Annotated in this window: 13 protein-coding genes and 1 tRNA gene; 3 read left to right on the forward strand and 11 right to left on the reverse strand. The window is 64.2% G+C overall.

Annotated features, from left to right (window positions below; translation table 11 throughout):
• Positions 1–322: 322 nt before the first annotated feature.
• From ABIA42_RS18515 to ABIA42_RS18530, 4 genes are read right to left on the reverse strand one after another with little or no spacing between them, the layout of a single operon-like run.
• Entirely contained in the window at positions 323–1,309 is a 987-nt protein-coding gene (locus tag ABIA42_RS18515; protein ID WP_370122590.1) for a Bug family tripartite tricarboxylate transporter substrate binding protein, read from the reverse strand.
• A complete protein-coding gene (locus tag ABIA42_RS18520) occupies positions 1,306–2,943 on the reverse strand; it encodes a hydantoinase B/oxoprolinase family protein (protein ID WP_370122587.1) in 1,638 nt (545 codons plus the stop codon). Before ABIA42_RS18520 ends, ABIA42_RS18515 begins: the two co-directional genes overlap by 4 nt.
• The gene (locus ABIA42_RS18525) at positions 2,940–4,562 is read right to left on the reverse strand and encodes a hydantoinase/oxoprolinase family protein (RefSeq protein ID WP_370122584.1); all 1,623 of its coding nucleotides are present in this window, start codon (positions 4,560–4,562) and stop codon (positions 2,940–2,942) included. The genes ABIA42_RS18520 and ABIA42_RS18525 overlap by 4 nt, the downstream gene beginning before the upstream one ends.
• Positions 4,559–5,797 carry an NAD(P)/FAD-dependent oxidoreductase gene (locus ABIA42_RS18530; protein ID WP_370122581.1) on the reverse strand — a complete coding sequence of 413 codons (1,239 nt, stop codon included), beginning with the start codon at positions 5,795–5,797 and terminating at the stop codon, positions 4,559–4,561. The genes ABIA42_RS18525 and ABIA42_RS18530 overlap by 4 nt, the downstream gene beginning before the upstream one ends.
• A 100-nt stretch (positions 5,798–5,897) precedes the next feature.
• On the opposite strand from ABIA42_RS18530, the gene ABIA42_RS18535 reads away from it, so the two are divergent.
• Positions 5,898–6,812, forward strand: a complete 915-nt coding sequence (locus tag ABIA42_RS18535; RefSeq protein WP_370122578.1) for a LysR family transcriptional regulator — start codon at positions 5,898–5,900, stop codon at positions 6,810–6,812.
• 190 nt (positions 6,813–7,002) lie between these two features.
• Here ABIA42_RS18535 and ABIA42_RS18540 read toward each other — a convergent pair.
• Positions 7,003–7,076, reverse strand: a tRNA-Gly gene (locus ABIA42_RS18540).
• 435 nt (positions 7,077–7,511) lie between these two features.
• Between ABIA42_RS18540 and ABIA42_RS18545 the strand changes: the two genes are divergently transcribed.
• Positions 7,512–8,594, forward strand: coding sequence for a helix-turn-helix domain-containing protein (locus ABIA42_RS18545; protein WP_370122575.1), 1,083 nt, complete (start codon positions 7,512–7,514; stop codon positions 8,592–8,594).
• Here the strand turns inward: ABIA42_RS18545 and ABIA42_RS18550 are convergent.
• The 5 genes from ABIA42_RS18550 to ABIA42_RS18570 form a co-directional block, all read right to left on the reverse strand.
• Complete coding sequence (locus ABIA42_RS18550; RefSeq protein WP_370122572.1) at positions 8,572–8,745, reverse strand: hypothetical protein; 174 nt, start codon at positions 8,743–8,745, stop codon at positions 8,572–8,574. The two genes, ABIA42_RS18545 and ABIA42_RS18550, sit on opposite strands and share 23 nt — an antisense overlap.
• A gap of 21 nt (positions 8,746–8,766) precedes the next feature.
• Positions 8,767–9,090 carry a hypothetical protein gene (locus ABIA42_RS18555; protein ID WP_370122569.1) on the reverse strand — a complete coding sequence of 108 codons (324 nt, stop codon included), beginning with the start codon at positions 9,088–9,090 and terminating at the stop codon, positions 8,767–8,769.
• Positions 9,091–9,099: 9 nt separating this feature from the next.
• A complete protein-coding gene (locus ABIA42_RS18560; RefSeq protein WP_370122566.1) occupies positions 9,100–10,086 on the reverse strand; it encodes a phosphoadenosine phosphosulfate reductase family protein in 987 nt (328 codons plus the stop codon).
• A gap of 332 nt (positions 10,087–10,418) precedes the next feature.
• On the reverse strand, positions 10,419–10,622 hold the full coding sequence (locus tag ABIA42_RS18565) for a hypothetical protein (RefSeq protein ID WP_370122563.1): 204 nt from the start codon (positions 10,620–10,622) through the stop codon (positions 10,419–10,421).
• A 26-nt stretch (positions 10,623–10,648) separates the two neighbouring features.
• A complete protein-coding gene (locus ABIA42_RS18570) occupies positions 10,649–10,834 on the reverse strand; it encodes a hypothetical protein (protein WP_370122560.1) in 186 nt (61 codons plus the stop codon).
• Positions 10,835–11,026: 192 nt separating this feature from the next.
• On the opposite strand from ABIA42_RS18570, the gene ABIA42_RS18575 reads away from it, so the two are divergent.
• Positions 11,027–11,407 carry a YciI family protein gene (locus ABIA42_RS18575; RefSeq protein ID WP_061880604.1) on the forward strand — a complete coding sequence of 127 codons (381 nt, stop codon included), beginning with the start codon at positions 11,027–11,029 and terminating at the stop codon, positions 11,405–11,407.
• A 128-nt stretch (positions 11,408–11,535) separates the two neighbouring features.
• Here the strand turns inward: ABIA42_RS18575 and ABIA42_RS18580 are convergent, their stop codons facing one another.
• Positions 11,536–12,126: a TMEM175 family protein gene (locus ABIA42_RS18580; RefSeq protein WP_370124055.1), complete on the reverse strand. Its 591-nt coding sequence runs from the start codon at positions 12,124–12,126 to the stop codon at positions 11,536–11,538.
• Between the last annotated feature and the right edge of the window lie 24 nt (positions 12,127–12,150).

Here is a 12,150-nt window from a genome sequence, read left to right on the forward strand (position 1 = left end):
TTCCGCGAAACGAGTGTAAATTTCGCACGTGGCGGCAGTGTTCGACATGCAAAGCCGTCCCTCTCGCCAAAAAGCGGGTAAATGCGTCTCAGGCGGCTGATGCAGCAATTGACTGCCAAGCGCTCCTGCGGAGCAAGACCGCTGATCTGTGGTTCAAGGGCGTCGTGGACCTGTTGCGGCGTGTCCGTTTCGGATCACGTAGGATACGTGAGTTGACCTCCTGGTCTCGCGGCAAGATCACAGACACGTCCGACAGCGCCGAAAATTCAAGGAGCTCTCTCTTCTTATCGGCGAGCAGCCGCACCGCGCCGGAGGTGCCAGCTCAATTCACCTGGGCACCCGAATACTTCACAATCGGCGTCCACTTGTTCACCTCGCTCGCTATAAAGGCCTTGAAGGCCTCAGGTGTCGAGCCCTGGACGATGAAGCCCTGCGCCGCAAAGTAGTCCTTGATGTCAGGAGATTGCAGGACTTTGTTCACTTCCGAGTTCAGCTTCTCGACCACCTCGGGCGGCGTGCCGGCCGGCGCAAACAAGCCTTGCCATGACAGCGCCTCGAAACCCTTCAGACCCGCTTCATCCAGCGTCGGCACGTCCGGCAGCAGGGGGTGCCTGGTTTTCGAAGTGACGGCCAGCGCGCGAATCTTTCCGGCCTGAATCTGCGGCATCAGCACCAGGACGTCGCCGAACGTGACCTGGATCTGACCGCTCATCAGGTCGGTGAGCATGGCGGCGCTGCCGCGGTACGGAACGTGCACCATCGAGACATCGGCCGCCTGCTTGTACATCTCGCCGGTGAGATGCATCGACGTGCCGTTACCGGCCGAGCCGAAACTCAACTCGCCCGGTTTCGACTTGACGAGGGCGAGAAACTCGGCTGCCGTGTTCGCCTTCACGTCGGGATTGACGGCCAGCACCAGCGGCGCAGTTACCAACGTCGACAACGGCGCGAAGTCCTTGATCACGTCGTAAGGCAATTTGGCGTACAGCGCCTGCGCGATGGCGTTGCTGCCGGTGACGCCGGCCAGCAGGGTGTAGCCGTCGGGGGCGGATTTGGCCACGAAGTCGGCGCCCAGGGCGCCGCCGGCGCCGGGTCGATTGTCGACCACGACCGGCTGGCCCCAGGCCGCGGCGAGCTTGTCGCCCACACGACGCGCGAGCACGTCGGTGCTGCCGCCCGGTGCGAAAGGCACGACGATGTGGATCGCCTTGTTCGGGTAGTTGACTTGCGAATGACCCGGCGCGGGCAGCAGCATCGCGAGGCCAGCCAACGCCAGCGTCGCGCGGCGCGAAATCAGGAAGCGGATCATGGGCAACTCCTTGCGGGTGGATTGGCGGCTTCGGCTGGAGACAGGGATCCCCAGCCACCGCCGCCGGCGGTTTCGATGATCAGCAGGTCGCCGGCGGACCACGCGATGCGGGCGCGCGCAGGCAAGAGCTCGACCGCTCCGTCCACACGCAAAACCCGGGCCATAGACGTTGCGCCGGCCCCGCCGCCTTGAGCACCGCGCGCACGGCCGACATGGCGCTCGCCGCGATAGGCGATCCACCCCTGACCTTCGAGCAGCCGATAGGCGCGCCGCACGCCGTCGCCGCCGCATTGCAGACCGGCGCCGCCGCTGCCGCGGCGAATCTCGTAGCATTCCACGCGCAGTGGCGCTTCGGTCTCGATCACCTCCACGGGGGTATTGCGCGCATTGCCGACGTCGGTGGAGACGCCGGCGCGGCCGGGCGCGTGGACGCTGGCGCCGGCGCCGCTGGCGATGATCTCGGTCAACATCCAGCGTCGCCCGTCCACCCGCGTGCCGCTGAGCGCGAGGACGGTGGCCACCCCGGCGTGCGGCGCCACGCCCATCCCGCTTGCCGACTGTGACCAGGCTCCAAGAATCGCGTTGCACGCCAGTTTCACGGTCGCCGTGCGCGCATTGACCGCCGCGGGCGGCGTCGGATTGACCAGGCTGCCGGGTGGAAGCTTCAGCGTCAGTGGCGCAAGGCAGCCGGCATTGTTGGGGGCGTCCGGTGCCAGCGTGCGCATGAAGAAGAGAGCCGCCGACAGCATCGCCGCCGGCGATGCATTGAGGGGCCCCCTCACCTGCGACGCGGTCCCCTCGAAGTCGATCACCAGTGTGTCACCCTGCTTGCGCAAGCTCACCACGATTGAAACCGGGGCGGTGTCGCTGCCATCGCCGTCGAGTTGATCGCGCCAGGTCCATTCGCCGTCGGGTGCGGCCGCAAGGGCGGCGCGGGTCATGCGTTCGGTCTGCGCAATCAAGGCATCGCAGACGTCGGCAAAACGAGGTCCGGTGTGACGCGCGATCTGCTTCAGTTCGCGCGCGCCTTGCGTCAGCGCCATCCACTGCGCTTCCAGGTCGCCGCGCAGATTGTCAGGCGTGCGTGAGTTGGCGGCCAGGATGGCGTCGATATCGGGCCGCACGCCTTCGGCGCTGCGCCAGCGCACGGGCGGCAGGCGCAGGCCCTCCTGGTACACTTCGGTTGCGTCGGGCGGAATAGAGCCGGCGGCCATGCCCCCGACATCCTGATGGTGCAAATTGGCGGCGGCGAAGGCGATCACCTCGCCATCGCGGAAGACCGGGTGGACCAGAGCCAGGTCCGGCAGATGCGTGCCGCCGGACCAGGGGTCGTTGAGCAGATAGGCGTCGCCCTCGGACATCGTTGCGAGCGGAAAGCGTGCGAGCACACCGGCAACGGCCGGAATCAGCGATCCCAGCAACAACGGCAGCGAGCGCGCCTGGGCGAGCAGGCGTCCGTCCGGCAGGAACAGCGCCGCGGCACAGTCGCCGCTCTCGCGGGCGATGGACGACACGGCGGCGCGCATCATGCAATGCTGCATGCGGTCGGCCGTGCCTTGCAGCGCCAGACGCAGCGGCTCCATGCGCAGGGCGATGACCGGATCAGGTGCGACGTCGCGCGCGCGCGGCATCATGCCTTCGCCTCCAGCGCCAGCGTCTGATCCGGCGTCAGCCGCCAGGACCAGCCCGCCGGCACGAAGGCGGTGGTCGTCGGCGCGAACAGAGAATGCGGCCCCTCGCCTTGCGGCGGCAGCGAATCCCACGGGCTTTCGCTCGTCGCCAGGCTGACGTCGCCCTCGTCCGGACTGTAGAGCATGCCTAGCGCCGCCATCACGCCGGCGTGCGGCATGACCAGCACATGGCGCATACCGGCCAGTTCGGCGATCTCGGCCGCATGCTGCGCGCCGCCGCCGCCGATGGCGACGAGCACCGCATCCGCCGGATCCAGGTTACGCTGAAAGGCGTGGGTCTTGAGCGCCTCCGCCATCCCGGCGGCGGCCGTGCTCACGACGGCTTCAGCGGTTCGAAGCACCGACAAGCCGAGCGCGCCGGCCACGCCGCCAAGCGCGGCCTCCGCCGCGGGGCGGTCCAGCACGATCCCGCCGGCCAGCCGGTGCGGCAAGCGGTCCAGTACGCACAGCGCATCGCTCAGCGTCGGCAAGTCACCGCCGAGACCAAAGGCGGCCGGTCCTGGCCAGGCTCCTTGCGAGCGCGGCCCCAGGCGCAGCGCGCCGCCCGGCAGCACCGATACCACGCTGCCACCCCCGATGCCGATGGAGGCGATATCCGCGCAGCGCTGACGGATCGGCAAGCCGCCGCATTCCAGCGCGTCGGTGAAGGTCGGCCTGCCGTCGAGCAGAATGCTGATGTCGGCGCTGGTGCCTCCGATATCCAGAACGATCGCGGGACCGGATGCTGCGAGGCCGGCGGCCACGCCCTGCAGCGCCGCGCAGGGACCGGACATGGCGAGGCCGATCGGCTGCTCGGCGAGATCATGCCAGGGCGCAGTGCCGCCGGCCGATCGCATCAGGCGCAGCGGCGGCAAGCCACGTATCTTCAATGCGTCGGCCAGCGCGCGCAGGTAATTCGCTGCCAGCGGTTTGGCATAGGCGTCCAGCGCCGTAGTCAACCAGCGCTCGAATTCCCGCGGTTGCGGATCGACTTCGCTGGACAGTGAAATGTGCAAGCTCGGAAGGCGCGCATGCAGCGCCGCACGCAGCGCGCGCTCATGGGTCGGATTGCGGTGCGAGAACAACAGACCGACCGCCAGCGCGCACACGCCGGCGTCGCTCACTGCATCCGCGATAGCGTCAACAGCCGACAGGTCGAGCGGCTCCACCTCCCGCCCCTCGGCATCGATGCGCCCGCCGATCTCGAAGCGCAGCGGCTCCGGAAACAGCTTTGCTTCGGGCACCGCCGGCATGATCACCGGTTCATACAGCTCCTTGCGGTCCTGGCGCGCCAGAACCGGTACGTCGCGCATGCCGCGCGTCAGGACAAGGGCCACCGGCGGCTCGTTCAGTTCCAGCAGCAGATTGGTGATGACGGTGGAGCCGTGCACGACGCGGCTGACGTCATCTGCCCCGATGCCCGCCTGCGCGCACAGCCGATCGAGGGCCTCGACGACCGGCTCCGCCAGCCGGCGTCCGGCGCGCGGATGTTTGAGCGATGCAACGTGCCCGTCGCTCCGCAAGGCCACCGCATCGATGAACGTGCCGCCCATGTCCACGGCGAGCGACCAGGACGCGCTCAACGGAAGCGCTCCGGCGAAAACGGCGTCAGGTCCACCTGCGTCGGACGTCCGGCCACCAGATGCGCGATCTCGCGGCCGGTCGCCGCGCCCATGCACATCCCCATATGGCCGTGGCCAAAGGCAAGCCAGGCGTTGTCGGCCGCGCGGACCGGACCGACCACGGGAAGACTGTCGGGAAGACAGGGACGATGGCCCATCCAGCGCGTGAAAGACGATGTGTCCAGGTGCGGGAACAATTGCTGTCCCTGACGAAGCAGAGCATCGGCACGCGCCATGTTGGGTGGCGCTTTCAAGCCGGCGAATTCCACGGTGCCGGCCAGCCGCAGACCCATGGCCATCGGATTGACCATCAGATTGTGCTCCACCGCCATCACGGTGTGGCGCAGGGCCAGGTTCGAGCTCTGCACAGTGACGTGGTAGCCGCGCTGCGTCTCCAGCATCACCGGGCTGTCGAGCTGTGCCGCCAATGCGCCCGACCAGGCCCCGGCTGCCACCACCACACCGTCCGCCGCCAGCGGCTCGCCGCGCTCCAACAGCACTGCTGTGACGCGCCGGCCCTGCCGCTCGAAACCGCGGACGCGGTCGCGGACGTGACGCGCGCCGTCGCCGATGCAGCGATTGTAGATCGCCTTGACGAGGGCAGATGGATCGGATGTGGAGCCGTTATCGGGCGCCAGAATGCCGAACCGAAAACGTCCCTTCAGGTCCGGCTCGAGGCTTTCCAGCTCGTCCTGCTCCACGTCCAGCATCCGCACGCCCAGCGATCGCCGCAGATTCATGCCCCAGGCCCACTGCGCCGCTGTCTCGCGAGAGGAAAAGACGTACAGGCAACCGCTCCGTCGCACCAACTCCTGCGCATCGGCATGGGCCACCAGCGGATCGTAGCAGTCGAAGATCGGCGACAGCAGCGTCCGCAACGCGGTGGCGATGCGTGTCACCTCTTCGCGTGATGAATGATGCAGCATGCGCAGCAGCCATGGCGCCACGAGCGGGGCATAGGCCCAACGCACCGTCAGCGGTCCCAATGGGTCCAGCAGCCAGCGCGGGACCTTCTTCCACATGCCTGGCATGCCCACCGGCAGGCAGGCGCTGGGCGAAAGCGAGCCGGCATTGCCGAAGGAGCAGGCCTCGCCCGCGTCCAGCGGGTCGACGAAGGTCACCGCGTGACCGTCGCGCTGCAGCCACGCCGCAGTGCAAGCGCCGACGATTCCGGTTCCTATGACGACAATGTGCATGCGGGAATTCTGAAAAATAATTCCCCCATCACACAAGCCAATTCTTTTAATATTGTCATCAGGTTTCCTGATAGTCGATCCGTTCGAGCGAGGATATGCGATGCGGCCCGCCGTTCTCTCCACTCTTAGCCTGCGCCAGATGCGCGCCTTTGCCGCTGTCGCTCGAGCGGGCAGCTTCACGGCGGCGGCGCGACAGATCAACCTGACGCAGTCGGCAGTCAGCATGCTGGTTCAGCAACTCGAGGAGACCCTCGGGCTGAAACTGTTCGACCGAGGCGCGGTCGTGTTGTTGACGGCGGCCGGCCAGCAATTGCTCCCCCTGTCGCGCCGCATCCTGGATGACGTGCAACAGATCGCAGCGGGCGCTTCGGACCTTCGCTCCCTTCGCACCGGCCTGTTACGCGTGGTAGCGCCGCAGATGCTGGCATGCACGTGGGTGGCGGCAGTGCTGGGCGAGTTCGAGCAAGCCCATCCGGATGTCGGCCTGCGCGTGACCGACGCGATGGCGGACGAGGTGGTGAGCACGGTGCGCCGGGGCGAGGCGGAACTGGGCGTTGGCCCAGAGCGCGCCACCGGCGAGGATGTTACCAGCACATTCCTGATGGATGTACCGATCCGAGTGGTCTGCTCAGCGCAGCACCCGCTGGCGCGGCAACGCGCCGTCTCGTGGAGAAAACTGCGCGACGAGCGCTGGGTCATTTATTCCAGCGAGTTCAACCGGCACCTGGAGAGCCTGCTGCATGCGCACGATACCTCGCTTTCCATGCAGACCGCCGTCGAGGTCAAATATCTGACCACCGCTTTGGCGTTGGTGGGCGTAGGTACCGGCCTGGCGGCCGTTCCCGACTACGGACGGCTGTTCGCGCCGAATTTCGACGTGCGTTTCATCAAGCTGCGCGCTCCGGAAATCCGCCGCCGCTACTATATATATCAACGACGCGGGCTCGTGCTCTCACCGCCTGCGGAGGCGTTCGCCAAGCTGCTGCGCCAACGCGCGGCACGCAGCGGTGGGTGACTCCGTGCACACGAACTTGCGAACGCACGGTTCCCAGGCCATAGAAGTCCTACACCTGACAATCTGTCTGACGAGCGCATGACCGGCCCGCGCTGTCGCCGAGCCAGCAAGGAGCTGCGTCCGACAGGCGGTTTGATGTTGCGGCGTGATGGGAGCAGCCTACCCCGGTTTGGCGAGGGCGAGAAATCATTGGAGCGGGTGAAGGGAATCGAACCCTCGTATTCAGCTTGGAAGGCTGCTGCTCTACCATTGAGCTACACCCGCGTCGGCCGATCCCCTAACACGGCCGGGCGGCGGTCTCAACTGCCGAGGAGGTCGCTTTCTCGGCTCTCACGGGCTTCGCGGCCCCCCCGGTTCCTCGGGACCCACCACCCTTAACAGGGGCGGCAAGGCTGTCTATATTGATGTTTCCCGAAACCAACGAAAGGAGGTGATCCAGTGAGGCAAACAAGTAGGCTCCCGGACCTTCACGCTGGGTCATCCGCTGTAAGGATTTCAGCGACTTAGGCCCTGGGCCACATCATCGAGCATCAGTCGAAATCACTGGGATTCATGGGCTAGTGCGCCCATCCTGCGCCCCAGGATTTTGGACAAAGCGATGAGCCAGCGCGTCGAGTGATCGGCGCGCTGGTTGCGTTTTGAAGAGCGCGCAAAGCGAGGTAGAAGCCTTACCCTGAGATATTACGTCGGGGCGCCGTAATGCTGGAATTGCCTGAGAACATTGGTGAGCTGCTAACCTACGACACCACTACCGGAGCGGTTTCCACCCGCGAGGGAAAGCGACTGGAGTTTAAGCGCGACTTCTCAAAGGCGGACTTCTCCGATTACACAAAGGTGTTGGCCTCATTTGCCAACGCCTTGGGCGGAGTCATCATCTTCGGCGTAAGCGACAGCCCTCGCCATGTTGAGGGCTGCGCCTTGTTTCCAGACGAGGCGGATTGGGCTAACCGGCTACGCGAAGACTTCGACCCAGAAATCCCGTTCGCTGTCCGCGCCTACCGCATCGGCGCCGTGACCCTGCAGGTGGTTGGCGTTGGCTCGGCAGCGCACAAACCGATTCTGTGCAAGAAGACTCGCAGCAAAACCGTTCAAGGCCCCAAAGGCCAAAAGGACGTTGAAGTTTTAAGGGAAGGCGCGATCTATTATCGCTATTCGGGCCAGACCAGACTCATCAATTACTCCGACCTCAGCAATATGCTTGCAGAGCGCGAGTCACTTTACCTCCGCAAGATGATGGAAACCCTCCAGGTAGTGCAGAAGGTCGGCCTCGAGAACGCCGGAGTGGTTGACATGTCGGTCCCGCAATCCAGCGTCTATATGTCTGCCGAGACAGCAAAGGGATTGGCGATCATTGACAAGGCGACCATCGTTCAAGAGAAAGGCGCTCCTGCCTATGTCATGATGGGCAACATCACCACAAAGGAAATTGTGCACGCCCCATTTGAGGATGCCGACAAGAACATCCCAATGGAAGCGGCGGCGATCCTTTCTCCGACTGTGAGCGAAGTCTACCAGGGCGATCCAGCGAAGATTCACCCCGCGCAGGTCACGAAGCTGTTGCAGCACCTCGGCATCGACAAAGACAACCGACACTGCCTGTACGAGAAGAAGCTCAAACGAAAGTACGTAACTCGTGAGGGCCTTAAGGCTCTAGAGCACTTCATCCGAACGCAGCCTCAAGATGCGCTGAAGGCGTTTGGCTCCAAAGAGGCAATCGCACGATTTGTGGCGAAGAAGCTGCCGCAGGCTGGCGATGTCGTCACTCATCCCGGGGTAGCGTAGCACCGAGCTTCGCCAACTCCCGCTCCGCCGCCTTCCGATCCTCGTCCGTCTTCGCCTCCTTGATCTGCTGCTTCAGGATCAAGCGAACCTTCTCCTGCAACGGGATCTTCTCAGGCTCGTCAGGCCGGCGGGATTTGATGATGAGCAGCATGTTCGCAGTATGCTTTCACGACTACGTCGGCCTCCGACTGTACCAAGATGAACCGTCCGGCGTGGTGATGCTGTACGAATGCTGGCACATGCGCATCATCAGCCTGTCAGCCAGATCCTCCGCCTTGGCCTTGATCTTCTCTGGCGATGCAGGGAAGCGCGCATAGTCGATGAATCCAACTACGATGCCAGCCTCTTCGCCGCCCGTGTAAATGTAGCTGACTGGCTCGACAGTGACGCAGCCACCAGCCTCCATGCACCATTCTCGGCATGCCTGCTTCGCCTGTTCCAGGTCGCCAGCGATGTAGATGCGGGCCCAGAATGGGCTAGCGTATTTCACTTCCACAAGTTCTCCTTAGCCGCAAAGTCCATAAGAGCTACTACACGACGGTGCGGCATCCACCGTGCGGAACATATCGAACTGCTTGCCACCGCGAGCGGTCTTCGACCATTCGACAGCCTCGACGATGCTGAGCCCGCCCTCGGTGCCGTTGTTGAAGAACGTCGCGGGCGACGATCCACGCGACACCTCGTCGACCAGCGACTCCCACTCAGCCACGCGCTGGGCATATTCGGGCCAGCGTTGCGCCAGGTTCAAGATCTCATCCTTCGTTGCATGGATGCACGGCATACACCCGACCCGCGAGCACCCCTGGGCGTAGAGCGGGTTCGGATTGATGCCCATGTACCGATGAGCCTCGAACACATCCTGCCAGGCCCAGCGAATGATCGGCCGATAATTGAACAAGCCACCACCAACGACCTCGAATTCAGGCAGCGTCGAGCGCGCGAACGATTCATCAGCGCGCACGCCCTGCCAACTCCAGACAGCATCGCCATCGTCCAGTAGCGGCATCATCACTTGCTCAATCAGCGGCTCGACCTTTAGCTGGCGCGTGCAGAACTTACCCAGTGGCGACGGAAAGCGGCCGGCCACCAGACAGGCGTCGAGGAACGGAATGCCGGTAGGGTGCATCAGCTCCAGCGCGCGGGCGATGCGCTCGGCCGGCACGCCTAGGCTCGGCCATTTTTCGGCGATGTATTTGCGCTTGGTCGTGAAGTCTTCGGTGAAATCTCGGCGAATGCGCTGGATCGGCACGCCTGTGGCCTGCTCCAAGTAGTCCACGTAATCGTAAGTCAGCGGGTGCTCGTGGCCGGTGTCGGCGAATGCGGCTCGCAGGTTCGGCACTTCCATGGCGAGAGCCAGCATCAGCGTAGCCGCTGAGTCCTTCCCGCCAGAGACGGATACGACGTGATGCAGTTTGTTCAAGATGTCAGACGCTGCTTGTTTCGCGAGCAGCAGGGTAGTTTCACGAATTATAGGCGAAGCACGGCTTCGCATGTTGTTACGGGATGTCTAGTGAACAACTCACTCGCTTAAGTTGCGTAAATATGACAGCAAGATCAGTGATTTACGAGATGCGTCCAACTAGCGCCCAAAGCGAATGGAACTTTTCCACAAGTCATTGATTCACCAGGCGTTTCTGCCCCTATCGGACAACATCCAGTGTCTTATCTCAAGCGCTGTCACCTCGCTGGGATCGCCCGCTGAGCTTTGAGTAAAGGCTTGGCATCTGGGCGTTCTCAGCCCTGGACCAGCGAGCAAGAAATCGGGCGCGACGGGGCCTCCCCGCCGCGCCTTTTCCTTGCGATTTCTTTGAAACTGGAAGCCGATCAACCGGCGCGAAGCCGCTCGCGCAGCGCGATGGCGGCGATCAGCATGCCGAGGCACCAGGCCACGACTGCACGGTGCGGCTCCCCGCCAAGGAGCACCGTGAAGAGGCTCGTCAGAAGGCACGGGACGACCGCCTTGCCCGTCCGGCTCATCGTTGCGAGCAGGAACGGCATCGCCGCGATCGACAATTGCAGGACGTTCATTTGAACGACCGGCTCGCCGAAAGGCTTCAGAAGCCGCAGATGTTGAGCGCGCGCGGCCGTTTGCCGCGCCGGTTTTCCACGATCCGCTCGCCACCGTTCTCGGCCGAGCTGCCGTAATAGCGGTGATGACCGGCCTGGTCGTGCAGATCGGCCGGCTCCGACTGTCCCGCCCGCCGCGCGTCGCAGATGATCTTGATGGTGTGACCCGACATCGCCGCCTCCAGCAAAAGCCTGTTGTTTATGGTCCATCAGTCGCGACCCGCTCCGGCGGCGTTCACATGGCAGGTCCGCAATCCGGTTTCAGAACCGTTTCGCCGCTTGCCGGGCACGCAATATTCGTCTCGGGATTGTCGGGACGGGCTGCCGTGCTACGTCCTTGGACCTGTGCAAAAGAAGAGGTGACGATGCTCTACGCGATCCTGGCCTACCACGTGGAAGACGAGATCCTGTCCTGGACGCCGGAGCAGGACGCCGCGGTGGTGGCCAAAGTCATCGAGGTTCAGGCGCCGCTCCGGGCAAGCGGACAGTTTGGACCGGCGGCCCGCCTGGATGAGACCCGAAAGGCCCGCACCTTGCGTGGCCCCGGCGCGGGAATGGTGCTGGACGGGCCGTTTGCCGAGACCAAGGAACAGCTTCTGGGCTTCCACCTGATGCAATGCGCCACCGAGGATGAGGCAATCGCGGCGGCACGGAAGCTGCGTGCGGTCAATCCGACGGCGGTCTACGAAATCCGGCCGGTCAAGCTTTACGTGCCGGCCGATGGGTTCGGGGCGACAGAGGGGTGAGCTCAAGCGTGATCCGGAGAAGTGCACAGCGGTTTTCCCTCGCGACAACGCGGAACGCGTTTGCGCGGAGATCATGCTTGAACAACAACCTGAAGCGCGACGGCGATTCATCCTGATCGCATCGCGCGTTAGGCGTCCGGCCCGGTCCGCGCATTGTAGAAGCGCTGGATCACGATTCCGCCGAAAGCGATGAACCACAGGAAGGGCGCGACGTGCGGCGCGAACGCCGCAACGATCGTGCCCGGGATGAACACCAGCAGCGGAAACAGCGCGGCCATGATTTCTTGACGCCAGCCGCCCAGGATCGTCCACCACAGCCAGGCATTTAGGCCCGCGATCGCGGTCAAATGCAAGCCGTAGAGCACGGCGACGGCGCTGCTCATGCCGTAATTGGTGTAGAGGCCGTTGGTGACCGGCAGCAGCACGATCGAGAGCAGAAAGAACAGGTTGAGGATCACGTCGCCGCGGCTGCCGACCGGCTGGCGCGCCAGCCGCCGGTGATGGCTGATCCAGAACACGCCGGCGATGATGAAGCTGAGCGCAAAGCCTATCAGCTTGCCCGAATAGACCCGGGCAAGGTCGTTCCAGTCCGGCGCGCTGGTGAACACCGCCGCCTTGGGCAGATCGTAGGCCAGCAGCGTCATGGCGACACCGAAAATGGTGTTGCTGAGCGATTCCAGCCGTCGCATCTCGAACTGGTCGGGCTTGAGCTCGGTCATCTCGGGCATGGGGTGCGCTGGAAC

This window comes from Bradyrhizobium sp. USDA 327 (assembly GCF_041262065.1).
GTDB classification, from domain to species: Bacteria; Pseudomonadota; Alphaproteobacteria; order Rhizobiales; family Xanthobacteraceae; genus Bradyrhizobium; species Bradyrhizobium liaoningense.